General features: G+C 64.4%; 19 protein-coding genes. 10 read left to right on the forward strand and 9 right to left on the reverse strand.

Features of this window, described 5'->3' with window-relative positions; genetic code table 11:
- Positions 1-128 precede the first annotated feature (128 nt).
- Positions 129-1,109, forward strand: coding sequence for a TerC family protein (locus JOE46_RS02320; protein ID WP_097211189.1), 981 nt, complete (start codon positions 129-131; stop codon positions 1,107-1,109).
- Positions 1,110-1,190: 81 nt separating this feature from the next.
- Here JOE46_RS02320 and JOE46_RS02325 read toward each other — a convergent pair whose 3' ends face one another.
- Together JOE46_RS02325 and JOE46_RS02330 are read right to left on the reverse strand one after the other, a co-directional pair.
- Complete coding sequence (locus JOE46_RS02325) at positions 1,191-1,472, reverse strand: YciI family protein (protein ID WP_097211190.1); 282 nt, start codon at positions 1,470-1,472, stop codon at positions 1,191-1,193.
- A gap of 34 nt (positions 1,473-1,506) precedes the next feature.
- Positions 1,507-2,031 (reverse strand): amino-acid N-acetyltransferase, encoded by a 525-nt coding sequence (locus tag JOE46_RS02330; protein WP_077041355.1) that lies wholly within the window; start codon positions 2,029-2,031, stop codon positions 1,507-1,509.
- A gap of 123 nt (positions 2,032-2,154) precedes the next feature.
- Here JOE46_RS02330 and pgsA point away from each other — a divergent pair, with 123 nt between their 5' ends.
- The 5 genes from pgsA to JOE46_RS02355 all read left to right on the forward strand — a co-directional run bounded on the left by pgsA (position 2,155) and on the right by JOE46_RS02355 (position 5,681).
- Positions 2,155-2,820, forward strand: a complete 666-nt coding sequence (gene pgsA, locus JOE46_RS02335; protein WP_374102878.1) for a CDP-diacylglycerol--glycerol-3-phosphate 3-phosphatidyltransferase — start codon at positions 2,155-2,157, stop codon at positions 2,818-2,820.
- On the forward strand, positions 2,817-3,317 hold the full coding sequence (locus JOE46_RS02340) for a CinA family protein (RefSeq protein WP_097211191.1): 501 nt from the start codon (positions 2,817-2,819) through the stop codon (positions 3,315-3,317). Before pgsA ends, JOE46_RS02340 begins: the two co-directional genes overlap by 4 nt.
- 91 nt (positions 3,318-3,408) lie before the next feature.
- Positions 3,409-3,786 carry a helix-turn-helix domain-containing protein gene (locus tag JOE46_RS02345; protein WP_097211192.1) on the forward strand — a complete coding sequence of 126 codons (378 nt, stop codon included), beginning with the start codon at positions 3,409-3,411 and terminating at the stop codon, positions 3,784-3,786.
- Positions 3,787-3,972: 186 nt separating this feature from the next.
- Positions 3,973-4,806: a PspA/IM30 family protein gene (locus JOE46_RS02350; protein WP_097211193.1), complete on the forward strand. Its 834-nt coding sequence runs from the start codon at positions 3,973-3,975 to the stop codon at positions 4,804-4,806.
- Between the two features lie 23 nt (positions 4,807-4,829).
- On the forward strand, positions 4,830-5,681 hold the full coding sequence (locus JOE46_RS02355; RefSeq protein ID WP_245220902.1) for a hypothetical protein: 852 nt from the start codon (positions 4,830-4,832) through the stop codon (positions 5,679-5,681).
- On the opposite strand, the gene JOE46_RS02360 is transcribed toward JOE46_RS02355, so the two are convergent.
- Genes JOE46_RS02360 through JOE46_RS02370 form a run of 3 tightly spaced genes read right to left on the reverse strand, consistent with a single transcriptional unit; the run spans position 5,678 to position 7,574 of the window.
- Entirely contained in the window at positions 5,678-6,283 is a 606-nt protein-coding gene (locus JOE46_RS02360; protein WP_097211195.1) for an energy-coupling factor transporter transmembrane protein EcfT, read from the reverse strand. The two genes, JOE46_RS02355 and JOE46_RS02360, sit on opposite strands and share 4 nt — an antisense overlap.
- Positions 6,280-6,960, reverse strand: coding sequence for an energy-coupling factor ABC transporter ATP-binding protein (locus JOE46_RS02365; RefSeq protein WP_209926098.1), 681 nt, complete (start codon positions 6,958-6,960; stop codon positions 6,280-6,282). The genes JOE46_RS02360 and JOE46_RS02365 overlap by 4 nt, the downstream gene beginning before the upstream one ends.
- An 8-nt stretch (positions 6,961-6,968) precedes the next feature.
- Complete coding sequence (locus JOE46_RS02370) at positions 6,969-7,574, reverse strand: biotin transporter BioY (RefSeq protein WP_136911573.1); 606 nt, start codon at positions 7,572-7,574, stop codon at positions 6,969-6,971.
- Between the two features lie 227 nt (positions 7,575-7,801).
- On the opposite strand from JOE46_RS02370, the gene JOE46_RS02375 reads away from it, so the two are divergent.
- The 3 genes from JOE46_RS02375 (at position 7,802) to zapE (ending at position 10,599) form a co-directional block, all read left to right on the forward strand.
- Positions 7,802-7,975: a hypothetical protein gene (locus tag JOE46_RS02375; RefSeq protein WP_169310579.1), complete on the forward strand. Its 174-nt coding sequence runs from the start codon at positions 7,802-7,804 to the stop codon at positions 7,973-7,975.
- Positions 7,976-8,020: 45 nt separating this feature from the next.
- Positions 8,021-8,728 (forward strand): PIG-L deacetylase family protein, encoded by a 708-nt coding sequence (locus JOE46_RS02380; RefSeq protein ID WP_209926100.1) that lies wholly within the window; start codon positions 8,021-8,023, stop codon positions 8,726-8,728.
- An 824-nt stretch (positions 8,729-9,552) separates the two neighbouring features.
- Positions 9,553-10,599: a cell division protein ZapE gene (gene zapE, locus JOE46_RS02385; RefSeq protein ID WP_209926101.1), complete on the forward strand. Its 1,047-nt coding sequence runs from the start codon at positions 9,553-9,555 to the stop codon at positions 10,597-10,599.
- Between the two features lie 1,401 nt (positions 10,600-12,000).
- Here the strand turns inward: zapE and JOE46_RS02390 are convergent.
- From JOE46_RS02390 to JOE46_RS02405, 4 genes are all read right to left on the reverse strand, one after another.
- The gene (locus JOE46_RS02390) at positions 12,001-13,464 is read right to left on the reverse strand and encodes an MFS transporter (RefSeq protein ID WP_245220903.1); all 1,464 of its coding nucleotides are present in this window, start codon (positions 13,462-13,464) and stop codon (positions 12,001-12,003) included.
- A gap of 9 nt (positions 13,465-13,473) precedes the next feature.
- Entirely contained in the window at positions 13,474-14,148 is a 675-nt protein-coding gene (locus JOE46_RS02395; protein WP_209926103.1) for a TetR/AcrR family transcriptional regulator, read from the reverse strand.
- A 141-nt stretch (positions 14,149-14,289) separates the two neighbouring features.
- Positions 14,290-16,041, reverse strand: a complete 1,752-nt coding sequence (sdhA, locus tag JOE46_RS02400) for a succinate dehydrogenase flavoprotein subunit (protein WP_209926105.1) — start codon at positions 16,039-16,041, stop codon at positions 14,290-14,292.
- A gap of 80 nt (positions 16,042-16,121) precedes the next feature.
- Entirely contained in the window at positions 16,122-16,982 is an 861-nt protein-coding gene (locus JOE46_RS02405) for an alpha/beta fold hydrolase (protein WP_307861243.1), read from the reverse strand.
- Positions 16,983-17,378: 396 nt separating this feature from the next.
- On the opposite strand from JOE46_RS02405, the gene JOE46_RS02410 reads away from it, so the two are divergent.
- Positions 17,379-26,942: a type I polyketide synthase gene (locus JOE46_RS02410; protein WP_209926115.1), complete on the forward strand. Its 9,564-nt coding sequence runs from the start codon at positions 17,379-17,381 to the stop codon at positions 26,940-26,942.
- The last annotated feature ends 14 nt before the right edge of the window (positions 26,943-26,956 follow it).

Consider the following 26,956-nt stretch of genomic DNA (forward strand, 5'->3'; position numbering starts at 1 on the left):
CCCCATTCCTGTGGCAACCTCGTCAGCACGAACGGCACCATTGCCGCTCCGGGGTTGCCGGTCGACTGCACCGTCGGCGGGAGAGACCTCCGGTGCCCTACCTATCGGCAACCGGAGGTCGTTGGCTGATGCATGTCACTCCGCTCATCTGGATCGTCACCATCTTGGTGATCCTGGGGCTCTTCGTATTCGACTTCTTCGCGCACGTGCGCACCCCCCACGAGCCCACCTTCCGCGAATCCGCCTTCTGGTCGGCCGTCTACATCTGCATCGCGATCCTGTTCGGCTTCGTGATCATCTGGGGCTGGGGCGGCACCTACGGCGGTGAGTATTTCGCCGGGTACGTCACCGAGAAGGCCCTCTCGGTCGACAACCTGTTCGTGTTCGTGATCATCATGTCGACCTTCGCCATTCCCCGTCAGTACCAACAAAAGGTGCTGCTGATCGGCATCGTGATGGCCCTGGTGATGCGCGGTGCCTTCATCGCCGTCGGCGCGGCGGCGATCAACGCGTACAGCTGGGTCTTCTACCTGTTCGGCATCTTCCTCGTCTACACCGCGTACAAGCTGATCCGCGAGGCAGGTCACGAGGCGGAGGTCGAGGAGGAACGCGAGAGCAAGATCATCGCGTTGGCCAAGCGGTTCCTGCCGACCACCGAGGAGTTCGACGGCGACCGGCTGACCACCAGGATCGACGGCAAGCGTCTGGTCACGCCCCTGTTCCTGGCTCTCGTCGCCATCGGGTTCACCGACATCCTGTTCGCGCTCGACTCCATCCCGGCGATCTACGGCCTCACCAAGGAGCCGTACATCGTGTTCACCGCGAACGCGTTCGCGCTGATGGGCCTGCGGCAGCTGTACTTCCTGATCGGCGGGCTGCTCGAGCGGCTGGTGTACCTGTCCTACGGCCTCTCGATCATCCTCGCGTTCATCGGCGTGAAGCTGGTGCTGCACGCGCTGCACGAGAACACCCTGCCGTTCATCAACGGCGGCGAGCCCGTGAGCGTCCCCGTGATCTCCACGGGATTCTCGCTGCTCGTGATCCTCGGTGTGCTGGTGGTGACCGCGGTGGCGAGCCTGCTCAAGACCCGCAACACCGCCGCCAAGTAAGCCGAGCAATACGCTGACGCCGCGGTGGCGCGATCACGGAGTCCGAGGACTCGTGACCGCACCACCCGCGGCGCAGCTGTATCAGGAGAATGCGCCCATCACCGGCGTCCATTCGGTGAACCGTGCGGCCTCGACGAGGCCGGCCTTGGCGAACGGGTCGTTGGTGAAGAGCGAGCGCACGGCCGCGACGTCCTCGGCCGTCGCCAGGATCAGTGCGCCGCTGCCGTCCGCGAACGGTCCCGTGGTCAGCACGGTGCCGCGCTCGACCAGTCCGGACAGCCACGCGCGGTGGTCGGGCCGGATCTCGTCCCTGGCGGCGGTGGTGGCCTCGCTGTAGGTGTACTCGACGGCGACGATGGGCATGGGGGCTCGCTTTCGGTGAGGGGTTGGCGGGTCTCTAGAGGGTGAGGAGCATGCGGGTGTTGCCGAGCGTGTTCGGCTTCACGTAGCTGAGGTCGAGGAACTCCGCCACGCCGGTGTCGTAGGACCGGCACATCTCGCCGAACACCTCCGCGGTCACCGGGGTCCCCTCGATCTCCACGAAACCGTGCTTGCCGAAGAAGTCGACCTCGAAGGTGAGCACGAACACGCGCCCGAGTTCGAGCTCGCGCGCGACCTGGACGAGCTGTGCGACCACGAGGTGCCCGATGCCGCGGCCCTTGACCTTCGGGTCGACGGCGACCGTGCGTACCTCGCCGAGGTCGGCCCACAGGACATGCAGTGCGCCACAACCGATCACCTCGCCGTCGAGTTCGACGATCCAGAACTCCTGAACGGCCTCGTAGAGGGTCACGAGGTTCTTCTCGAGCAGGATCCGGCCCGCGTAGATGTCGATCAGGCGCTTGATCTGCGGCACGTCGGAGGTTCGCGCGCGGCGGACGGTCGGAGCGTCTGGATCGGAGGTCATGGGCCCAGAGGTCATGTGGTGAAGAGTAGTCATGGAGCCAACCGATATTCTTAGCCATGTGCCCGCCCGATTGGACAGCTCCCGCGACGAAACCCTCTTCTACGGGGTGGCGTCTCGCGCTGCGTGGGTGGCGGCCCGGTGACCGCGCAGTCGCACGACGAGATGGCGTCCGGCGGGCGCCGGGACTCGGGGACTGAGGTGGCATCGGTCTCCGGCGGCGTGCCGCACGAGAAGCCGGTGCCCGTGGTCAACATCGCCAACATCCTCACCGTGCTCCGCATCTTCCTGGTCCCGGTCTTCCTGGTGACGCTGTTCATGGACGGCGGGCACTCGACCTTCTGGCGGATCATCGCCACGATCGTCTTCGCGGTCGCGGCGATCACAGACCGGATCGACGGCCAGCTCGCGCGGAAGTACGGACTCGTCACCGACTTCGGCAAGCTCGCCGATCCCATCGCCGACAAGGCCCTGATCGGTGCCGCACTGGTGGGGCTGTCGGTGCTCGGCGATCTCAGCTGGTGGGTCACGGCGATCATCGCGGCCCGCGAACTCGGGATCACCCTGATGCGTTTCGCGGTCCTGCGGCACGGAGTGATTCCCGCGGGACGGGGCGGCAAGCTCAAGACGCTCGTGCAATCCCTTGCCATCGGCATGTATCTGCTGCCGCTGCCCGCCGGTTGGGCGACGGTGAGCGCGATCGCGATGGGCCTGGCGGTCTTCCTCACGGTCGTGACCGGACTGGACTACGTGATCCAGGCGGTTCGCCTCAGGGCAGGCGTTCACCCGCACGAACCCGGGCGATGACCGACCCCTTGGTCGCCGGGACCGAGGCGGCTGATCTGGTGTCCGCTCTCACCTCGCGGGGCCAGACGGTCGCCACCGCGGAGTCGCTGACCGCGGGGCTGCTCGCGGCCACCATCGCCGGTATTCCGGGCGCGAGCCTGGTGCTGCGCGGCGGCCTGGTGGTGTACGCGACAGATCTCAAGGCCGGCCTCGCGGGCGTCGATCCCGCGGTGCTGGCCTCGGACGGTCCTGTCGCCGCGAGCACGGCCAGGGCGCTGGCGGTGGGCGCGCAGGCCCGGTGCGGGGCCGACTGGGGTGTGGGTTTGACCGGTGTCGCGGGACCCGACCCGCAGGATGGCAGGCCGGTCGGCACGGTCTACCTCGGTATCGCCGGACCCGACGGGGTCTCGGCGGAGCGGCTCGAACTCGCCGGTGATCGGTGGGCGATTCGGAGCGGCGCGGTCAGATCGGCCGTGTCGGCACTCCTAGTCCGCATGCGCGCGGCCGCGGCGGGATAGGCTCGGTTTGCTCAAGCCGCGGCCACCGGGAACCATTTCGGAACCCTCGGGCGTTGAACAAGCTGTTGGGCGGAGATGAAGGAGGAGCCACATGGCGGTGCTGTTGCGTGAAGCAATCGGTGACAGTCTGCGGCGTGCGAGGGTCTCGCAGAGCCGAACCCTGCGTGAGGTCTCGGGCACGGCGCGGGTGAGCCTGGGCTATCTCTCCGAGGTGGAACGCGGGCGCAAGGAGGCCTCCAGCGAGCTGCTGGCGGCCATTTGCGATGCCCTCGAAGTGCCCCTGTCCGAGGTTCTGTACGACGTCAGCGAGTCGCTGTCGGATTCCGCCGCCGATCGCGGCGCCCCGGCGAACTCCAACGTGGCCCCCGCGAGCGCGACCCCCGGTGTGGCAGGCGGTTCGCCACGCATCGCCGAGGACACCCGCATGGTGATCCCGGCTCCGAACGCCACCGCGCTCGCCGCCGCATAAGTTCTTGACAATTGGGCCGTGGCGAGGATGCCAGCGGTCGTCCGAACCGATAGATTTGTGTGTGACCACCAGTGCTCGACTGGTGGGTCCGACCAGCAGGTAGGGCAGTGCCCGTGTTCCGGTGCGTGACGGTCGCGCATCGGGTCGCGCATCGCGCGGCGCATCAAATGGAGGCAGGATCAACCCATGGCTAATCCGTTCGTCAAGGCATGGAAGTACCTGATGGCGCTCTTCAATGCGAAGATCGACGAGAAGGCCGACCCGAAGGTTCAGATTCAGCAGGCGATCGAGGACGCGCAGCGTCAGCACCAGGCACTTTCCCAGCAGGCCGCGTCGGTGATCGGTAACCAGCGCCAGCTGGAGATGAAGCTCAGCCGCCAGCTCGACGAGGTGGAGAAGCTCAACGCCAATGCCCGTCAGGCGGTCACGTTGGCGGATCAGGCCGCCACGGCCGGTGACGTCGAGAAGGCCACCCAGTACACCAATGCCGCCGAGGCGTTCGCCGCGCAGCTCGTCACCGCCGAGCAGGGCGTCGAGGACCTCAAGGCGCTGCACGACCAGTCGCTGCAGGCCGCCACCCAGGCCAAGAAGGCCGTCGAGCAGAACGCGATGGCCCTGCAGGCCAAGGTCGCCGAGCGGACCAAGCTGCTGAGCCAGCTCGAGCAGGCGAAGATGCAGGAGAAGGTCAGCGACTCGCTGCGCTCCATGGACAGCACGCTCTCCGCGCCGGGCAACACCCCGAACCTGGACGAGGTCCGCGACAAGATCGAGCGTCGTTACGCGGATGCGCTCGGTTCCGCCGAGCTGGCGCAGAACTCGGTGCAGGGCCGCATGATGGAGGTCCAGCAGGCCAGCGTCCAGATGGCCGGGCACAGCCGGCTCGAGCAGATCCGGGCCTCGATGAAGGGCGACGCGCTGCCCACCGGCGGCACGGCGACCCCCGCCGCAGCCCCCGCCACCCCGGCAGCACCCGCCACCCCGGCGGCCAAGCCCGATGCAGCGGGACCTGCCGCGCAGTAGTCGCGTGGTCCGATGAGGGTGAGATGACGAGTTCGAGGCGCGGCCGAGCGGGAAGTGATTCCCGTTCGGCCGCTGCCTTTTTCGCCGTCGCGGCGAACGGCGCCTCCAGCGTGGTCGCGGCTTCCGAGGCGGCCCGCACCGTGAGCGGGTCGGTGGCGTCGGCCGTGCGGAAATGGTCCGATCCCCGTGCGAAGTTGCTCCGCAGGCGGCGCCGCGCCAATCGGCGTCGGATGCGGTACGGCACCGTCTCGGGTGCCTCGGCGGTGGGCACGGTGGGCCTGGCCGTGGCGTCGGCGCCGGAATGGTCGCTGATCGTGGGTGGCGGCGCCACCGCGCTGTTCGCGGTTCCTGCGGTCGCCGCATGGCGAACCTACCGGCGGCTCAACGAGATTCCGTTGCCCGCGCGCGCCCCGGCGCGACGGGCACTGCCACCGGTCGGGTCGGCGGCACGCGAGCCGGTTGGTCGGCTGCTCGGCGCACAGACGGGTCTGCAGGAGCTGCTGGGAGTGCTCACCAGGTCCGCGCTGGTCGCGGAGGAGGACATCGAGCAGATCGGCGAGACCGCGGCGTCGGCCGCCGAGGCGCTGTTCGCGGTCGCCGATGACGTCATCGCGATGGAACGGGCGGGTGCGACGACGGCCGGGCTGCAGCTCGGCGACGCGATCGAGGCCACGGCGGCCCGGCTGTCGGCAGGCGTGGAGCAGTACGAGGAGCTCCTCGCCTCCGTGGCGAAGATGACGGTGCCTGCCACGGCCGATTCGCTCGGAGCCCTCGAAAGGCAGCGGTCCGAGATGCTGTCGGCGTCGGATCGTTTGGAGGGGTTGGCCGGGGCGCTCGAGGAGATCGAGGCGATCAGGCGCAGGCACCGCGCCTAGTCGTCGACGCCGCGCGCGGCCAGTGCCTCGCCCATCGCGTCGGCCGTGCGCAGCGCGCCCACCACGACCGGCACCGCGAGTGCGCGCAGCGAGAATCCCAGGCCCCTGGCCTTTCTCGCCTCCGTCACGTCGGAGACGAGGCCGCTGAGCAGGGGGATGCACCGGAGGGTCATGGCGAGCACGAGTCCCACCCGCTCCGGGTTGACGCCGAACCGCCTCAGCGGGGCCAGCATTCGCGCCACCGCGTCCAGCATGTCCATCACCCTCGTGGTGAGCGTGACCAGCGCGGCGAGCGCCACCGACAGCAGCAGCACCCCGCACACCACCAGTGCGCGCTGCCAACCGGTGAAGATCACCTGGAAGGCGCCGACGAACAGGAGCATCCAGATGGCCGGGCGCAGCTGCCCGAGGGTGAGCCGCCATGGGATGCGCGCCGTCGCGAATCCCGCCGCCACCAGCAGCGCGGCGGGGACGAGTTGCCAGGGGGAGCGCACCGCCGCCGCGAGCGCGATGAGCGCCACGACGAGGCAGGCGAGCTTGGCTCCTGCGGGCGCTCGGTGCAGGAGCGAGGAGCCAGGGTGGTAGATGCCGAGCGTGGTCATCCGATCAGTCGCCGGTAGAAGCCGATCGCCTCGTCCGGGGCGCCGTCCGCGACCACCCGGCCCGAATCGATCACCAGCACCCGGTCGAAGTCGCCGAGCAGGTCGAGCTGGTGGGTCACCGCGATGACCTGCTGGCTCAGCGCGGCGAAAGTCTCGGCGACCAGTCTGGTGTTTCGCAGGTCGAGCAGCGTGGTCGGCTCGTCGGCGACGATCAGCTCGGGGTCGGTGACCATGATCGCGGCGAGGGCGAGCAGCTGCTTCTGGCCACCGGAGAGCAGATGCGTCGGGTGCTCGGAGTGCCCGGCCAGTCCGAACGTCTCGAGCACGGTCGCGACCCTGGCGGCCCGATCGGCGGCGGGAATCGAACTGCGGCGCAAGGAGAACGCGATGTCCTCCGCGACCGTCGGCATGATGATCTGGTGGTCAGGGTCGGTGAACACGAAGCCGACCTTGCGCCGCACCTTGCGGCCCTCGCGCGCGGTGTCGAGGCCGTCCACCGTGACCCGACCGCCACTCGGTGTCACCAGACCGTTGATCATCCGGGCCAGGGTGGACTTGCCGCTGCCGTTCGCGCCGATGACCCCGATCCGCGCCTCGGTGAGGACCAGGTCGACACCCGCGAGCACGGCGCGCTCGCCGTAATGGTGGGCGACGGACTCGAAGCGGATCTCGGGCATCGGCGGGACTAGACGGCGTCGGCGGGCGTGCGGGCGGGTGCCGCCGACGTCAGCAGCGCCGGGTAGGCGCGATGCACCTGGGCGGCCACGACCGCCGCGATGACGGCCTTGAGGAGGTCGCCGGGCACGAAGGTGCCGTTGGCGCTCAGGGCCTGCCAGAAGGTGAGGTCGCTGCGGAGCATCATGCCCGCGATGCCGAAGGCGTAGATCACCACGATCCCGCCGAGCGCGTTGATGACGATGCCGATGAAGACGTTGTAGCGGGGCAGCATCTTGACGGTGAGCCAGCCGATCAGCGCGACCGCCGGAATCCAGCCGATGAGGAATCCACCGGTGACGCTGGACAGCGAGGTGAGCGAGGTCCGGCCGCCCGCGAGCACCGGCAGGGCCAGACCGAGCACGATGACGGTGAGCACGGTCAGGACGCCCTTGCGGGGTCCCAGCAGCGCGCCCGCGACCATCACGCCCAGCGTCTGCAGCGTGATGGGGACGCCGGAGGAGCCGATGGTGATCGTGCCGGGCAGCCCGAGGGCGATGATCAGGGCGGCGAACACCGCGACCTGGGCGAGGTCACGAGCGGTGTTGCGGGGGGCGCCTGCGGTGCGTGTAGACACGAGCGGTCGAGCTCCTTGCGAGTACGTGGGGACAACCCGCTGAGCCTATGCCAGCGGCAGGTACCCGCGGTGTTCACCCGGACCGCCGCGACGTCGGCGCCCTAAGGGATCACCCTGATCTTTCCCTGATCTTGCCTCTGAGCTGGTGCTTTTCTTATCGAGTCCTGCCAGGCTGGACGCATCGGGCCGTCAAGTGCGGCGGTCGGATCGAGTGAACGGAGAACCCGGTGTTCTGGAAGATCGTAGGTATTGTCGCCCTCGTCTGGATCGCGCTCGCCGTGGTCGGCGCGCTGGTCAAGGGGCTGTTCTGGGTTCTGGTCGTCGGTGCGGTGGTATTCGGGCTGTACCTGCTCTTCAAGGCGATGTCCGACAGCGACACGAAGGACGTCACCCGGCTCTAGCGCGGCGCCGCGCGGTACCGCCCGGGGCCGGGCATGCTGAGGCGCATGGAGCCGATTCCCGAGGACTGGAAGCGGGGCGTCGTCATCGTCGCCCACCCCGACGACATCGAGTACGGGGCCGCCGCGGCGGTGGCCCGCTGGACCGGACAGGGCAAGGACATCCGGTACGTCCTCGCGACCAGCGGTGAGGCGGGCATCGCGGGCCTGCCGCCCGCCGAGTGTGGGCCGCTGCGCGAGGAGGAGGAACGTCGCTCGGCGGCCGTCGTCGGTGTCGACGAGGTCGACTTCCTCGGCCACCCGGACGGCAGGCTCCAGGAGGGGCTGGACCTGCGACGCGATCTGGCGGCGGCGATCCGGCGGCATCGGCCCGAATTCGTGCTCACCATGAATCATCGCGAGACCTGGGGGCCGGGCTTCCTCAACAGCGCCGACCATCGGGCGCTCGGGCAGAGCGTGCTCGACGCGGTGTCCGACGCGGCCAACGAGTGGATCTTTCCCGAGCTCACCGAACCGCGGTGGACGGGTGTGCGGTGGGTGGCGGTCAATGTGATGGTCGGGGCAACGCACGCCGTCGACGTCAGTGGCACGGTGGACACCGCGGTGGCGTCGCTCGCCGAACACGGTCGGTATCTGCAGGCGCTCAGCGACGTCCCGGTGCTGGACCAGGCGCGGGCGCAGATCGAGATGGCAACCGGTCCGAGGGACGGTTTCGCGGCCGATCGTGCCGTCGGCTTTGAGCTGTACCAGTTCTAGTGTGTGGTGAGCCTCTTTTGTGTGCATCGCCTGGAATGCGTTGTTGATATGTCACGTTCGGCGATGTGCGATGTACGCGCGAGTGTTGCGTTGGCCGCCGGTCAGCAGATAGGTAGGTACAGAGCGTTGCAAGACGTCCACAGCTACTAGCGGGTATACGACATCATTCGGCTACACGAAGAGCTGTCGAATCGGACTCCCACGCGCATTCCCGAGGATGGCGCACGGATGACAGATCCTGGCCACGGAGCTCGTATTCATCTTGCGGGTGTCATTGGCCCCTGCCGAGTGCATCGATTTACGGCTGGATGGGAGCCCGCTGTGGCTCGGTCTAATCGGTGATCGAAGTGTCCGCGCCGAGCAGCCGTGCCACGAAAGTATGGGGACCACCAGCCAATCGACCAGGCTGATGACGTCACGTGCGGCAGCCTGCGGGTTGGGCAGGGCCAGGAAGCCCATCAGTTCCGTCGCTGTTGGGAGCGAGAAATAGGAGCGATGCCGGGCCCTCCCGTGTTCGTCAACGACCGTCGCGTCGGCTACCAGCGCCTTCGTGGCGAGGACGTCTCGACGTCCTTCTGTCAGAAGCGTTTCGAGCTGGGCTGCGATCAGGTCGTTGCCGGCGGGAGCGACGGGACAGCATCGAGGAAGTCTCACGAGAGCGGCATTTCAGGTGCGCGGTAGCAGTGGGCACCAAAGGGCGGCGGATGCGGCACTAGGACGAGGTCGAACCCCGGGCCAAGTCGAGGCATGTGTGTCGTCACGACGGGAGCGACGGTGAGCCATATCTCAATCCTTGCGAGACTCTACGATGTTAGAGTCTCGGTATGCGATGGACTCGCCGAGCTTCACAGTCAAGCCGTCAGGTATGCGTAGACCTTGCTGTATTCGACAGAGCGGCAGAAGAACTCGGGTTTGCACTCGATGCTGCGCAACAGCGAGCTGCGGATGCCCTCGCGGAAGATGATCGAAACCTGTACCTGTGGGGGCCTGTAGGTCGGGGGAAGAGTTGGTTGATGGCGACGTATTTCGCTGCGCTGCCGACTAATCGGAAAGCGCGGATCCATTTCCACGAGTTCTTCCGCGACCTGCACCTGGCAATCCGGAGGCGTAACAATAACCTTTCGGCCGCCCTGGACGATCTTCTCGGTCAATTGGACGTTGTGTGCTTCGACGAGTTTCACGTTCACGATCCCGCGGACGGCAAGTTCATCGCCCGTCTCCTGCCCGCCCTGTTCGACCGGGATGTCCGGGTAATCTTGACCTCGAACTATCCGCCTCATTCTTTGCTGCCCAACCCTCTGTTTCACCACGACTTCGTGCCCACCATTGAGCTGATTGAGCAGTCCGTGACGGTCCTCACCGTCGATGGTTCCGTCGACTACCGAACCGTCTCCGGCCACGAGGCTGGATTCGCTGCCGGATCGTGGGTTAACCCCGGTACACCGGAACAACTCGAGCAGCTTGGCCTCTATCCGCCAACCCCTAACGAACACCGGACACTTGCTCCAGCTGGACACCCCATCCGCGTGCGGCGGGCGGGTGATGGATGCCTGTGGATCGATTTCGTCGACCTGTGTGAGAAGACCACCGCCCCAGTCGACTACCTCGCACTGGCGAAAGAGTTCCGGCAGTGGGTGGTGAGCGACGTGCCCGACCTGCGTGCCGCTGGGCGCGAGCCAGTGCAACGCTTCGCCAACGTCATCGACGTGCTCTACGACCGTGATGTCACCACCGTGTTCCTTGCAACCATGCCCCTGGACACCCTTACTCACGGCGCACAACTCCCCGTCGACATCGAACGAATCAGGAGCCGACTCGGTCAACTCTGCCGCATCGATCCCGACATTGCCGAACTCGCGATAGCTCCCTGAGTGGACCTTGCTTCCTTGGCAGCTGGTACCCGCGAGCCCAACGTCATGATGCGGAACGACACTCAGTGCTGAGGAATGATGGCCACGCAGTTGCTCTAGTCGGTCACTGTCTGCGGCTGACGCGGGGCGCGGTGTCCATTAATTCGCCCCGCGGCGGCGCGTGGTTACCGGTGATCCCGCCCGTCGTTTGCCAGGCTGCATAGGGACATAGCCGACGCACTCGACAAGGCATAGCAGGTGCAGTCGGAGGTAGTAACGTCCTGCCCGGGCGCCAGGTCTCACCATCACCTATTACTCCCAGGGCGCTGATGCCGCAGGTGATCTGGCCTCGACGATCGGCCAGGGTAAGAGGCCGTCGACGTCAGCCGCGTCCTGCAGAACGAGCTCGTTGTCGACACCATAGGTCGGCGACGATTGATCCATTCGATGTCGCTCTTGCGGCCCCGCCAGCACCGCTGCTCGTGCGTGACACGTCGGTGGACGGTGTCGGCCACCTCATTTGGCATTCTTCGCCAGGTGGAAACCAGTCCACGATCAGTTGCGTGTGTGGCAGGCCGTAGCGTCCGCTTTCGCGTAAACCGTCAACACTTCGACCGCGAAGTGGCTGATCTGTGCCTTCCCGCCGTCGTCGCGGGCGTCGAACTAGTCGGTCACCGACACCGAGGTACGCCCATTCACCTGAGTCAACAGGCCCCGATCGCCGACAGTGTTGACCGGCCACCCTGTGTCCCTGTCTCGGCGCAGGTCTCCCACTTCGCTTCCGCGGTGGGCGTCGTCGATACCGAGAACGACGACGGCGCCGGCCTCGGTGACGAGTACCGGGTCGGCGGTAGCGATACGGCCCGGTGACAGGTGCTCCGCGAGCACCCGTATGCGGCCTCGGCGGCTTCGACGGAGCGGTCGCCGTCAAGGACCGCCAGAGCAATCGCTAGTCTTCGCTCGCACTATGACCCGGGCAGCCGCGGGAGCTGCGGCCATCGACTCGGTGAACAATCGCGGTCGCACGAGGCTTTGCTGCACAACCATTTCCGCCTACGTCACTCGATTGCCGGCCGGTTGTACCGATCCTGATCTCGCGGGACGGGTGATCACCGACCCTTTCGACCGAACCGAGACGGTCGCGCACGACTGGCACACCTGACCTGCCGCGGGGCCGCCCACCACGTGGAGCGTCCGGGCAATTATCGGGATGGATCCACGCGCCGGCGCGACGACCACACCGTCGAGACCGAACAGCATTGGACCACTCTGGGGCATGCTCGCGACCTCGCCGCTGATGGATGCGTAGAGAACACCCTGTGCACAAGGGCGCGAGGCCTCGATCAATCACCGACACGGTCCCGATCGGTCAACCCAGACCTCCAACAAGTCGGAAGCGCCAGGTGACCAAGATATTTCAATTCATTCGCCACGGTACTTCAGTCCGTGACCGACAGCGATTGCGGCGGCAATCAAAGCCCCGACGCCGAGTATGGTAAAGCTGATTATATATCCGTGCAGAGTTGGAAAATCGGTGCCAGCAATGGTGTAGGCACTCAGAATCGATGCGGTGAGAGCCCCTGCAATGCTTCCGCCTGCCGTGCGCACCAATGCGTTGATGCCGCTGGCAATGCCGCTCTCGCCCATCGACACGTGTTGCACTGCCAATGTTCCTAGCGCCGCATAGCCGATTCCGAATCCGGTTCCCTGTAAAATATTCGAGATAACCATGTCGTATCCATGAGTGTTGAATGCAGCCAGCCACAATGACGCACTTCCCGCGAACGCCGCGCCGATCGCCAAGGTGTACGCGGCGCCGATCCGAGCCACGATACGGCCGGCCTGGAAGGAGAAGAAGGTCATCAGCACGGCGGTCGGTACTCCGTAGAGTCCTACGGCCAGCACGGAACCGGACAGGCCATAGCCGAACTTTTCGTGGGGTGTCTGGACGAAGTTCGACATGAGCGAGATGAATCCGAACATCGCAAAGCCTAGAAAGGCCGAGGCGAGGTTGGCCGACAACGACTTTGCGCCGACGAGGAGAGGTAGGCGTACCAGCGGTTGGCTTACCTTCAGCTCCACGAGGATCCATATCACGCAGAGCACGGTGGCGGCCCCGAACAATCCGACAACGCTCCGGGAGGTCCAACCCCATTGTGGGCCCTCGCTGATCGCGAGCAGCAGACACACCAGCAGCGTTGCCAAAAGGATCGCACCGGCGTAGTCGGGCTTACCGCCATGTCGAACGCCCACGTCCTTGATGGTCGTCGCGATCAGCGCGGTCGCGGCCACGCCGAGTCCTGCAGTGAGCCAGAAGACCGGATGCGGATTCGTGGTCTCGTTCGCGATGAGGCCGGTGATCAGCATTCCCACGGTGCCGCCGACCCCAATAGTCCCGCTGACCACGCCGATCGCCGTCGTTAGTCGCTCACGGGGAAACAGGTCGCGGATGAGGCCGATTGCCAGTGGGATCATCGCCGCGGAAATTCCCTGCAATGACCTACCGGCAATGTAAGTGCCCAGGGAGTTTGCGAATGCGCATATGATCGAGCCAGCAATCAATGTGCACATACAAAGCAGGATCATTCGCTTCTTGCCGTACATATCGCCGAAGCGCGAAAGCAACGGAGTAGCGACGGCGCCGGCGAGAAGGGCTCCGGTGAAAAGCCATGTCACGCCGGCGACATTGGTGTGCAGCTGGGTTGCGAGTTGCGGAAGCAGCGGGATAACAACGGTTTGCTGCAGCGACACTATGAGTCCTGCGGCACTCAGTGCGAGGAGTGCGAATCCCAAGCCCCGTTTCGTGTCATCTACTTGCAATTCTTCAATTGTCGAAGGGTCGACTGTTACCATGAGTGTTTCCTCAATAGAATTGTTGGTCTTCATTGCTTCTCGCTATGAAGAACTATTGCCCAGGTTGATGAGATGGTCGCTGTACCTGAGGGCCGTGAGCCACAGCCGGATCGTCCGTCGGAGATCTTCGAGGCTCTCGGCTGTGCCGGCGTGAATTTCGGGGCGCGAGCGCGTCCCGTAGATGCGGTCGAACAGCAGTCCTTCAAGCAAGCTGAGGAGATCGCGGGTGGCTGTAGCCGGGTCGGGTGTGCCGAGCATGGATAGCAGGGCTTGGGCGGCCGGGACCGAGAACAGGCACGCCGCGAGTGCGCTGTGAAGCTCCACGTCTTCGGCAGTGTCGACTGCGAGCGCATAGCGGGCGAGCGCGTGGCGGCGACGGGTACCCAGTAGGGTATCCAGATGCTTGGCCATCAGCTCGGCCGCGTCATCGATCGATTCGTTACTGGGCTCGTGTGCGTCCATAGTGGCGCGAAAGTCTCGACCCGATGCTGTTGCCAGATGGAGAATCGTGGCGTTGAGCAGTTTCTGGCGGGTTCGGTAGTAGTAAGAGGTCGAACCGCGTGCGATGCCGAGACGATCGTCGATCGCATGATGCGTCACAGCCTTGTTGCCGCCTTCGGCAGCGAGATCCACGGCAGCTTCGCAGATAGCTTCGCGCCGGGAGATCGTCGGCGTATCTTCCCGTTTAGGGGACGTAACTTCTCGTGCGGGGGTCATCAATGCTCCTCGACGTTGCTGACGTAGTTCGGCATGACTGCGGACTCCACACCGGGGACTCGGTGGACGCGCGACGCGATAGTGGCGGTCCGTGTGCGCGTTCTAACTGCACTACCTTAAGTACCCTGATCTGCGATGTCGTCAGTACTTCCGGACCATTGGCTCGTATCGGGTTTGCACAACCGGCTTGTAGTCGAGACGGATCTCGGAGATCTGTCCAGGGTTCGTCTTGTAGGCCATGGTGTGGCGCATGAAGTTGACGTCGTCGCGGTCGGGGTAGTCCTCGCGTGCGTGGCCGCCGCGGGTTTCCTTGCGGTTGAGCGCACCGACGACGGTCACCTCCGCCATCTCCAGCAGGAAGCCGAGCTCGACGGCCTCGAGCAGGTCGCTGTTGTAGCGCTTGCCCTTGTCCTGCACGGTGATGTGGTTGTACCGCTCCTTGAGGGCGCGGACGTCCTTGAGTGCGTTGCTCAGCGTGGTCTCGGTGCGGAACACGGACGCGTTGTTGTCCATGGTCTGCTGCAGCTCGGTGCGGATGTCCGCGACCCGCTCGCTGCCGTGGTCGGAGAGGATGACCGCGAGCCACTCCTCGACCATCTTCGCCGGGTTCTCCGGCAGCGGCACGAAGTCGGTGTTCTCGGCGTGCTCGGCGGCCGCGATGCCGGCGCGACGGCCGAACACGTTGATGTCGAGCAGCGAGTTGGTGCCGAGACGGTTCGCGCCGTGCACGGAGACGCAGGCGCACTCGCCCGCGGCGTACAGGCCGGGAACGATGTCGTCGTTGTTGCGAAGCACCTCACCGCGGATCTTGGTGGGGATGCCGCCCATCACGTAGTGGCAGGTCGGGTACACGGGCACCAGCTCGGTGACCGGGTCGACGCCCAGGTAGGTGCGGGCGAACTCGGTGATGTCGGGGAGCTTCTCCTCGAGCACCTCCTCGCCGAGGTGGGTCACGTCGATGTAGACGTAGTCCTTGTTCGGGCCTGCGCCGCGACCCTCGAGCACCTCGAGCACCATGGAACGGGCCACGATGTCGCGGGGCGCGAGGTCCTTGATGGTGGGGGCGTAGCGCTCCATGAAGCGCTCACCGTCCGCGTTGCGGAGGATGCCGCCCTCGCCTCGGACGGCCTCCGAGATCAGGATGCCAAGGCCCGCGAGGCCTGTCGGATGGAACTGGTGGAACTCCATGTCCTCCAGGGGCAGGCCCTTGCGGAAGATGATGCCCATGCCGTCACCGGTGAGGGTGTGGGCGTTGGAGGTGGTCTTGTACATGCGTCCCGAGCCGCCGGTGGCGAACACGATGGACTTGGCATGGAAGACGTGGATCTCGCCGGTGGAGAGCTCGTAGGCGATGACGCCCGTCGCGACGGGGCCCTCCTCGGTCTCCGTCAGCGCGATGTCGAGCGCGTAGAACTCGTTGAAGAACTCGACGTCATGCTTGACGCAGTTCTGGTAGAGCGTCTGCAGGATCATGTGACCGGTGCGGTCCGCGGCGTAACACGCACGGCGCACCAAGGCCTTGCCGTGGTCACGGGTGTGCCCACCGAAGCGGCGCTGGTCGATCTTGCCCTCGGGGGTCCGGTTGAACGGCAGACCCATCTTCTCGAGGTCGAGGACCGCGTCGATGGCCTCCTTGGCCATGATCTCGACCGCGTCCTGGTCCGCGAGATAGTCGCCGCCCTTGACGGTGTCGAAGACGTGCCACTCCCAGTTGTCTTCCTCCACGTTCGCCAGCGCGGCGCACATGCCGCCCTGGGCCGCGCCGGTGTGGCTGCGGGTGGGGTAGAGCTTGGTCAGGACCGCGGTGCGCACCCGAGGGCCGGCCTCGATGGCTGCGCGCATGCCGGCGCCGCCGGCACCGACGATGACCACGTCATAACGATGTTCGTGCATTCGAGTACCTCATTCGACGAGGGATATGCCTGGCCGCCATGTCCGGCAGGCTAGAAGCTCTGTAAATATAGAGGATCGTTCTAGGCGTGAACATCTGACTGCCGCGTATGCCCTTCCGGGGTCACGCCGAGGTGCTGCTCGACGAGGCGCGCGACCGCGGAATACTCTGTGTCCAAGTAGAAGTGGCCGCCGTTGAGTTCGTACCTAAAGCTGGTGTCGCTCGTGTGGTTCCGCCAACCGTCGGCCTCGACGGACGAGACCCGGCAATCGTCGCTGCCATGCAGTGCGACGATCGGACACGACACGGAGGGGCCGGGCTGATAGCGGTACGCCTCGGCGGCTTGATAGTCGTTTCGGACGGCGGGCAGGATCATCTGCATCACATCGTCGTCGTCGAGTAGGGCGGCATCCGTGCCGCCGAGTCGCCGCAGCTCGGCTAGCACATCGGCATCGGTATCGAGTCGCACTGGGTCCGAAGGTGAGAAGGTGGGCGCTCGACGACCGGAGGCGAAGAGCACCAACAGGTTTCGTCCGCGCTGTTCCAGCCGTCGCGCAACCTCGAACGCCACCGTTGCTCCCATGCTGTGTCCGAAGAACGCGGTGGGTACGTCGTCGCGCCACTCGAATGCGTTGGTGATCAGTCCAGCGAGGCCGGTCACGGTATCCGCGAACGGTTCGTTCCGGCGGTCCTGTCGGCCCGGGTACTGGACCGACTCCAGCTGGATTGATGCGGGTAGCGCTGACCAGAGCGGTCGGAAATAGGTTGCCGACCCGCCGGCATGCGGGAAGCAGACGAGTCGAGCCGCGGGGTCAGGGGTCGTGCCGAAGGTGCGGAACCAATGCGAGGGGTTGGCCGAGATAGTCAAGTTAGGTTTGCCTTTCAATAGACAAAGTGCATGAGACTTCCCAGAAGATGTCGGAAATACCCCCGGGGTATTCACTACAGCACGAGTGGGGGGTTGCCACAATAGATGCAGGGGCTTCCGCGATCATGATAGTGACTTGTGTCACAACGATGGTTTCCTAGTCGACAAAGTCGTGATCGTATGCGAGCCTCGACTGAGCGAACTCTATTTTTACAGAGGGGACATGGGGAAGCCTTTGTGGTGCGATTCGGGGGTGTCTTATGGGGGTTTGTTCGAAGGGTAGATGAATGCGCGAGTGTCCGAGTTGATTCGTGACCATGCTCGCGCGGATTCCGGTTTATATTCCACGTAACCTGACTAAATTCTGCGGACCAAAAAATCTACGGCCGCCGATATTGCATTGGCTGTTATTCTCGATGCGTTGATTGCAGCCAGATTAGTTTTAGTGACTATATGAAAGGGCTGTGCAACGTGCGTTCTGAACTTGTTCGACCGATTTCCGACCTATTGTTGAGCCATGCACGGGAACGCGGCGACAAGGTGGCATTCTTCGATCGGCATCGGGAGATCACCTATCGTGAACTCGAGCGATCAACAGCGCGATTGGCCGGGCACCTGAAATCGCTCGATGTGCGGGCCGGGCAACCGGTCCTCATCTGTATGGGGAATCGAATCGAGTTCATCGAGAGTTGCCTCGCTGCGGTTCGTGCAGGTTTGACGGCGACACCGGTTAATCCGCGATCCACCGATGTCGAGTTGAATCATTATCTCGCCGACTCGGCCGCCACGATTGTGATTACCGACTTTCAGTGCGCCAGTAAGTTTGAAGGCATCGACGACCTCCATCTGATTATCCTGCCGGATGACACCGCCATCGGTGATCCTGCGTTTATGCGCGCGCCTGAGCGCTTCGACGAGCCGGCGTGGATGCTTTATACCTCGGGCACGACAGGCGCGCCCAAAGGTGTCATCTCGACGGAACGGGCCGCCATGTGGACTGTCGGCGCCAGCTATGCGTCCGTGCTCGAAATGGCGCCGGACGATCGGGTGCTGTGGCCATTGCCTCTCTATCACAGTCTTTCGCATCATTTCGGCATGCTGAGTGTGATAGCGGTCGGTGCTTCGGCGAGAATCCTCTCGGACTTTTCGAGCGAAGATGTTCTCGCTGCTTTGCGGACCAATCAATTCACGCTGATGGCTGCCGTGCCCACCATGATCCAACTCCTGTTAGACGCACCAGCGGAAGATTCCGATTTAGGTAGTCTCCGCGGCTGCGTAGTGGCCGGCGCATTGACCGGTATCGAGCTGGGGAGGCAGTTCGAGCAGCGATTCGGTGTGCCGCTGGTTGACAGCTATGGAAGTACGGAAACGACCGGGCTGATGACCTGCAGCGGGGTCGAAGGATCAAGGAAAGCCGGTTCGTGCGGCCGTGCACTTCCCGGCATTGACCTGAGGATCGTCGATCCGGATACGGGTATCGGCCTTCCGTCGGGGGCCGAAGGGGAGGTCTGGGTTAGCAGCCCGGGGCTCATGCTGGGTTACCACAATGCACCCGAGCAGACGGCCTCGACCCTTGTTGACGGCTGGTTCCATACCGGAGATCTCGGTGTCCTTGATGACGAGGGATTCCTGTCGATCACTGGCCGCCGGAAGGATCTCATTATTCGTGGTGGACAGAAGATCAATCCGAGCGAAGTCGAAGACGTAATTCGACGGCATCCGAAGGTGCTGGATGTTGCAATTGTCGCGCGTCCGCACGGCACGCTGGGTGAGGTTCCTGTTGCGTACATCGTGGCGCAGGGCGGTTCATCGCTTGCGCCTGACGAAATTATCCGTAGCTGTCGTGAAAGCCTGTCCTCCTACAAGGTTCCGGTCGAGATCTATCGTGCTCAAAATATCCCCAGGACGGGGAGCGGAAAGATCATGCGGCGTCTGGTCTCCGGTACTCCGTCGAGGTTGACAGCCGTAGCTACGGCTCAATTCTTGAATCTACAGAGGACATCCGTGGAGGATGGAGGGATAACGACGATTCCGGCTTCCGATGCGAGTGTTCTCGCTGGTCTCGATGTCTCGCTTTGGATGGACAATAATGACGACAGGGTAGCGTCCGTGCTCGAACATCTTAAGGATCAGCACGGCTGTGAGGTTGCGCTTCATCCGGCGGATCCGAATGCGTTGGAACTTCGAGGACGTGATTTCTATTTGGAACTCCGATTCTCCGACTCCTTGTCGGTGCAGGAGCTGTGCCGAGGGATCGATGCGGCCATACTCTCAGGAATTCAGGATGCGGAGGTAATGGCATTCGATAGGATCTATCGGGAGATCTCGATCAACGTCGAGTCGGACGACTCCCTCATTGCGCGGTGGGCCGAGGAACTTGGTGCCCTCACGGAATCAGAGCAGCGGCGACGCATCGGCCAGATCGTGCTCGAAGAGGTAGCAGCCCTACTCGGTTTGACGACCGGATTCGACCAGAACGCGCAGTTCTATCACCTGGGGTTGGACTCCACCGGGGCAATCGAATTCAGGGGACGCCTCTCGGCGCGAACCGGACTAGCGTTGCCGTCCTCCGTGGTATTCGACTACCCGAATGTCCGTGCGCTCACGGACTATCTGCGCCGTGCACTGATCGGGCCACTGGCCGGGGAACAGCACGGTGATCCAGAGCTTTCCAGTGAGTCGATCGGCGGAGATCAGATCGCCATTGTCGGAATGGCATGCCGGTATCCAGGAAAGGTGGCTTCGCCCGAAGATATGTGGGATCTGTTGCTGGCGGAGGGGGAGGTAATCGGTTCCTTCCCCGACGACCGCGGATGGAATCTCGGAGAATTATTCGACGAGGATCCCGAAGCGCTCGGAAAGACCTATGCGCGTTACGGCGGCTTCCTCGATGACATCGCCGGTTTCGATGCTGGGTTCTTCGGTATATCGCAGCGCGAAGCCTTAGCAATGGATCCGCAGCAGCGATTGCTGCTGGAGACCTCGTGGGAACTGTTCGAGGGCGCCGGGATCGATCCACACTCACTGAAAGGCACTGCGGCCGGTGTCTTCGTCGGAGCCATGTATCACGACTACGCGGTGCATGTCGCGGGTGAGGGTCGTGCGGAGGGGTTTCGTAGTAGCGGTCTCGCTGGGTCGGTCCTCTCCGGTCGGGTGTCCTACTTTTACGGGTTCGAAGGTCCGGCACTGACCGTCGATACGGCTTGTTCATCGTCGCTTGTCGCGCTCGACCTGGGTGTTCAAGCGCTTCGGCGCGGTCAGTGCTCGTTAGCGCTGGTCGGCGGCATTGCTGCTATGTCGACACCGGATTCGTTTGTCGATTTCTCGCGTCAGCGTGGCTTGGCTGTCGATGGTCGTTGTAAAGCGTTCGCTGCTGCGGCCGATGGGACTAGTTGGTCCGAGGGTGTCGGTTTGTTGTTGTTGGAGCGGTTGTCTGATGCTCGGGCGAATGGTCATCGGGTGTTGGCGGTGGTGCGTGGTTCGGCGGTGAATCAGGATGGTGCGTCGAATGGTTTGACCGCGCCGAATGGGCCTTCCCAGCAGCGGGTGATTCGCCAGGCGCTTGCCAATGCCGGATTGTCGGTGACAGACGTGGACGCTGTGGAGGCTCATGGCACGGGTACTAAGCTCGGCGATCCTATTGAGGCGCAAGCCTTGTTGGCGACGTATGGGCAGGGTCGTGAGCGGCCGTTGTGGTTGGGGTCGTTGAAGTCGAATATCGGTCATACGCAGGCGGCTGCGGGTGTGGCAGGTGTGATCAAGATGGTGCTGGCGATGCAGCGGGGTGTGTTGCCGAAGACTTTGCATGTGGATGAGCCGACGCCGCACGTGGATTGGGAATCCGGTGCGGTGGAGTTGCTCACTGAGGCTAAGCCGTGGCCGGAGACCGGTCGGCCGCGACGGGCTGCGGTGTCCTCCTTCGGTGTGAGCGGCACCAACGCGCATGTCATCGTCGAAGAGCCTTTGCGGGCTGACGGACAGTCGGCCACCGAGCCCGGCGGCGAGCACGCCATCACCACTGCTGGGCTTCTACCGTGGGTGTTGTCGGCCAAGACTCCTGCCGCTTTGTACGAGCAGGCAGAGCGTCTGCGGAAGTGCGTGTCCGGTGACGCGCGGTTGCCAGTGGGGGATGTCGGTTGGTCGTTGGCGGTGTCAAGGGCTGGGCTTGGGCAGAGGGCGGTAGTGCTGGGGACCGGCCGTGGAGAGTTGCTGGATGGGTTGGGTGTGATGGCCCGTGGTGGTGTGGGTTCCGGCGTGGTGCGTGGGTCTGTGGTCTCGGGTGGTGTGGGTTTTGTGTTCGCGGGTCAGGGTGGTCAGCGTTGGGGGATGGGTGAGGGTCTGTTCGAGGCCTTCCCGGCTTTCGCGCGGGCGGTCGAAGAGGTGCGTACTGCGGGTTTGGTGATCCCGGAGGTCTTGGAGGGAGGTGATGTGTCGAGGACGGGCTTCGCGCAGCCGGCTCTGTTCGAGTTGGAGGTGGGGTTGTTCCGGCTGTTGGAGTCGTGGGGTGTGCGGCCGGATTACCTGCTCGGGCACTCGGTCGGCGAAGTGGCGGCGGCGCATGTTGCGGGTGTGTTGTCGCTCGAGGACGCGGTGCGGTTGGTGAATGCTCGTGCGCAGCTTATGCAGGCCTTGCCGGCTGGCGGGGCGATGGTGGCGATCGCCGCGTCCGAGTCGCAGGTGGTGGCGGAGTTGCAGCCGGGTGTCGCGATTGCGGCGGTGAACGGTCCGTCGTCGGTGGTGGTCGCGGGCGAGGAAGCTGCGGTTCTCGAGGTGGCGTCGCGGTTCTCGCGTTGGAAACGGTTGACGGTCAGCCATGCGTTCCATTCGCCACTGATGGAGCCGATGTTGGATGAGTTCCGTTTAGTTGCTGAGGGTTTGACATATCACGCACCGCGGATTCCTCTAGTATCGACGGTTGCCGTCGGGGCCGATATGTGCTCTCCGGAGTACTGGGTGCAGCAGGTTCGGGAGCCGGTCCGATTCTCGGCGGGCGTTGCGCACCTCGAGTCGCTGGGCGTGCGGACGTTTGTCGAACTAGGGCCGGACGGTGCTCTCACGGCGCTGGTGCCGGAATGCGTGAGCGAGGCGGAGTCGTTGGCGATCCCGGTTCTGCGTCGTGATCGTGAGGAGCCCGAGACCGCGGTGACCGCCCTCGCGGGGTTGTGGACGCGCGGTATCGCGGTCCGGTGGCGGGAGTTGGTAGCCGGGCGTCAGGTGGATCTGCCGACGTACCCTTTCCAACGCCAACGCTATTGGCCCGAGCGGATCCTCAAGACTGCTCCGAGGCAGGACGGTAAGGCGGCGGGCCATGAATCGGATGCCCGCTCCGAGCTGCGAACGAGGGATCGCGCCGAGCTGATGACGCTCGTCCAGGACACCATCACCGCCGTACTGGGCGACGTTCCCGCCGAAATGGACGGGCACGAGAACTTCCGTGATCTCGGGTTCACGTCGATGACGGCAGTCGAGTTCCGCAACCGCCTACGGTCGGTGCTCGATATGACTTTGCCAGCCACGCTGGTGTTCGACTATCCGACTCCGTCGTCCCTGGTCGACTTCCTGTTCGGCGGCACCGCCGCCACGACCGGTCGCACGGTTTCGGCGAGCGACGAGCCAATCGCAATCGTGGGCATGAGTTGTCGGTTGCCAGGCGGCGTGGAGTCGCCGGAAGACCTCTGGGATCTGGTGCTGGATGGCGCGGATTCGATCGGTCCTTTCCCGGCCGATCGCGGCTGGAACACCGATGCGGTGTTCGATCCCGACCCGGGTCGGGCTGGAACCACCTATGCGGGACATGGCGGATTCATCGACCAAGTAGCATCGTTCGATGCGGGATTCTTCGCCATCTCGCCTCGCGAGGCGCTGTCCATGGATCCCCAACAGCGGCTTCTGCTGGAGACTTCGTGGTGTGCCTTTGAGGACGCGGGGATCGTGCCAGACTCGCTGCACGGCAGCGATACTGGAGTGTTTGTCGGGATCAGTGGGCAGGACTACTCCTCAGTCATTGCACGGTCGAAGGATGATGTCGAGGGCTATCTGAGCACCGGCGGCGCAGGCAGCGTCGCATCCGGCCGGATCTCGTACTACTACGGTTTCGAGGGTCCAGCTCTGACCGTCGATACGGCTTGTTCGTCGTCGCTTGTCGCGCTGCATCTTGCTGCGGATTCGCTGCGCCGTGGAGAGTGCTCGTTCGCGGTTGTCGGCGGAGCAACCGTGATGTCCACACCCACCGCGTTTATCGATTTCTCGCGTCAGCGTGCCCTGTCGCCGGACGGCCGTTGCAAGGCCTTTGCCGCCGCGGCGGACGGCACTGGGTGGGGTGAGGGCGTGGGCGTTGTGTTGTTGGAGCGGTTGTCTGATGCTCGGGCGAATGGTCATCGGGTGTTGGCGGTGGTGCGTGGTTCGGCGGTGAATCAGGATGGTGCGTCGAATGGTTTGACCGCGCCGAATGGGCCTTCCCAGCAGCGGGTGATTCGCCAGGCGCTTGCCAATGCCGGATTGTCGGTGACAGACGTGGACGCTGTGGAGGCTCATGGCACGGGTACTAAGCTCGGCGATCCTATTGAGGCGCAAGCCTTGTTGGCGACGTATGGGCAGGGTCGTGAGCGGCCGTTGTGGTTGGGGTCGTTGAAGTCGAATATCGGCCACACCATGGCGGCTGCGGGTGTGGCAGGTGTGATCAAGATGGTGCTGGCGATGCAGCGGGGTGTGTTGCCGAAGACTTTGCATGTGGATGAGCCGACGCCGCAAGTGGATTGGGAATCCGGTGCGGTGGAGTTGCTCACTGAGGCTAAGCCGTGGCCGGAGACCGGTCGGCCGCATCGCGCCGGTGTGTCGTCGTTCGGAATGAGCGGAACGAATGCGCATGTGATTCTCGAGCAGGGCGATGTCGAGAGCGCGGTGGATGTGGTTCCGGGCGGGCGGGCGGTGCCGTGGGTGCTTTCCGCAAGATCTGGTGTGGCGCTGCGTGCGCAAGCCCAGCGCTTGCACGAGCATGTGGCGGGCATCCCGGCACCGAACCTGGAAGATATTGGATACACCCTGGCGACCGGAAGAAGTCACCTCGGGGTCCGGGTGACGCTGGTGGGCGCCAACAAGGAAGCGTTTTGCCGTGGTCTGGAGGCCGTGGCACACGGCGGAATTGAGGCAGATCGTGTCCGGGGCCGGCGTGGTGTGGGTTTTGTGTTCGCGGGTCAGGGTGGTCAGCGTTGGGGGATGGGTGAGGGTCTGTTCGAGGCCTTCCCGGCTTTCGCGCGGGCGGTCGAAGAGGTGCGTACTGCGGGTTTGGTGATCCCGGAGGTCTTGGAGGGAGGTGATGTGTCGAGGACGGGCTTCGCGCAGCCGGCTCTGTTCGAGTTGGAGGTGGGGTTGTTCCGGCTGTTGGAGTCGTGGGGTGTGCGGCCGGATTACCTGCTCGGGCACTCGGTCGGCGAAGTGGCGGCGGCGCATGTTGCGGGTGTGTTGTCGCTCGAGGACGCGGTGCGGTTGGTGAATGCTCGTGCGCAGCTTATGCAGGCCTTGCCGGCTGGCGGGGCGATGGTGGCGATCGCCGCGTCCGAGTCGCAGGTGGTGGCGGAGTTGCAGCCGGGTGTCGCGATTGCGGCGGTGAACGGTCCGTCGTCGGTGGTGGTCGCGGGCGAGGAAGCTGCGGTTCTCGAGGTGGCGTCGCGGTTCTCGCGTTGGAAACGGTTGACGGTCAGCCATGCGTTCCATTCGCCACTGATGGAGCCGATGTTGGATGAGTTCCGTTTAGTTGCTGAGGGTTTGACATATCACGCACCGCGGATTCCTCTAGTATCGACGGTTGCCGTCGGGGCCGATATGTGCTCTCCGGAGTACTGGGTGCAGCAGGTTCGGGAGCCGGTCCGATTCTCGGCGGGCGTTGCGCACCTCGAGTCGCTGGGCGTGCGGACCTTTGTCGAACTAGGGCCGGACGGTGCTCTCACGGCGCTGGTGCCGGAATGCGTGAGCGAGGCGGAGTCGTTGGCGATCCCGGTTCTGCGTCGTGATCGTGAGGAGCCCGAGACCGCGGTGACCGCACTCGGTAGCCTGCACAGCAGTGGCCACACGGTGAACCTGTCCGATCTGTTTGTCGGCCCGAGGAGAACATCCCTGCCGCCGTACGCATTCCAGCGAGAACGGTATTGGCCCGAGGTGAGCGAGACTGCCCGCCCGTTGTGGGTCGGTGGCGAAGAGCACGAAACCGGCGTGGGTGCCTTGCTCTACAGGATCGAGTGGTCGTCGGTGCCGACAGAATCGGCGCTCTTGGTCGGAGACTGGCTGGTCGTCTGCTATTCGGATCCTGTGCAGCTGTCAAGAGCCGGAGCGGTTGTCGAGGCCTTGACCGTGGGCGGCGCAAACGCCCGACTTCTTACGGTCGGAGAATCATGTAAACGTGAGGAGTTCGTCGGATTGCTGGGTGGACAACACGAGTTCCAAGGCGTGGTTTCGCTGCTGGGCGATGTCGATTCCAACCTGGCGCTGCTCCAGGCGATGGGAGATGCTGACACTGAATCCGTGTTGTGGTGTGCGACATCCGCTGCAGTGCTTGATGTTTCAGATCCAGACCAAGCTCAGATCTGGGGACTCGGGCGCGTTGCCGCCCTCGAACTGCCGGAGCGGTGGGGCGGCTTGGTCGATCTGCCCGAGGTCTGGGACAGCAGCACCGGTCAGCGTCTGGTCGGGGTGTTGACCGGTCGCGAGGATCAAGTGGCGATACGGCCCGAGGGCGTCTACGCGCGCCGACTCGTTCCTGCTGCACAGTCGGTTTCGCTCGGCGAAGAGTGGCAGCCAAAGGGGACCATCCTCGTAACCGGCGGTACTGGCGCGCTTGGACGGCACGTGGCCCGATGGCTGTCTGCGCGCGGCGCGGAACGGCTGATCCTGACGAGCCGCCGTGGTCGCGCGGCAGCGGGCGCTGACGACCTTGTTGACGAACTCGCCGCCGAAGGAACCGAAGTCGTGATCGAGGCATGCGATGTTTCGGACCGGGGGGCGCTGTCGGCATTGCTCACACAGCACCCAGTATCGGCTGTGTTCCATGCTGCCGGTGTGCTCGATGACAGTGTCCTCGCATCCCTGACTCCCGATCAGCTAGCCCGCGTGACCGATGCAAAGGCACGGAGCGCGCAGTATCTTCACGAATTGACCGATGAACTGTCCGCTTTCGTCCTCTTCTCGTCGATTGCGGGAGTCATCGGCGGTCCGGGCCAGGGAAGCTATGCCGCAGCCAATGCGTACCTAGATGCGCTCGCGGAAAAGCGACGCGCGGCAGGGTATCCGGCCGTTGCCATCTCCTGGGGTCCGTGGGCGGAAGGAGGCATGGCGGCCGATGGAATGGTGCTGGAACGCATGCGTCGTGATGGACTTGAGGGCCTACCGACCTCGATCGCGTTGCGCGCCCTAGAGGAGGCATTGCGCCGGGACGACGACGCAGCTCTCATGGTCGCGGATATCGACTGGAACCGCTTCGTGCCGGGGTTCACGGCGGTGCGGCCGAGCCGGCTGGTGCAAGACCTTGCAAGCGCACCAGACACGGGATCCGAAGAGTCGGATCTTGCCGTGCGGCTCTCGGGGCTTTCCGCTGTGGAGCAACTGCGTGCCGTCGTTGACCTCGTCAGCAGGCAGGTGGCCGGTGTTCTCGGCCACGACGGGTTCGAACACTTCGACATCGATTCGGCCTTCCAGGACCTCGGCTTCGATTCACTCACCGCGGTCGAGCTGCGGAACCGATTGGTTTCCGAATCCGGCCTCGCGCTGTCGACGACGCTGGTCTTCGATTTCCCGACCCCGCTAGCGCTCGCCGAGTACATCGTGGAGAGCCTCGCGTTGGCGGACGCTGACGATGAGAAGCGGATCCGGAGGCTCCTTGCGACGGCACCGCTATCGAGGCTGAAGGACGCTGGACTCCTGGATGCCCTACTGCAGCTCGACGATCTTCCATCGGAGGAGATGGTGAAGACATCCGGCGAGGATATCGACGGCATGGACGTCGACGCGCTCGTTCAATTGGCGATGAACGCCGCAAACTCTTGATCGTTACCGGATAC

Source organism: Rhodococcus sp. PvR099, from assembly GCF_017833315.1.
In the GTDB taxonomy this organism is placed as follows: Bacteria; Actinomycetota; Actinomycetes; order Mycobacteriales; family Mycobacteriaceae; genus Rhodococcus_G; species Rhodococcus_G oryzae.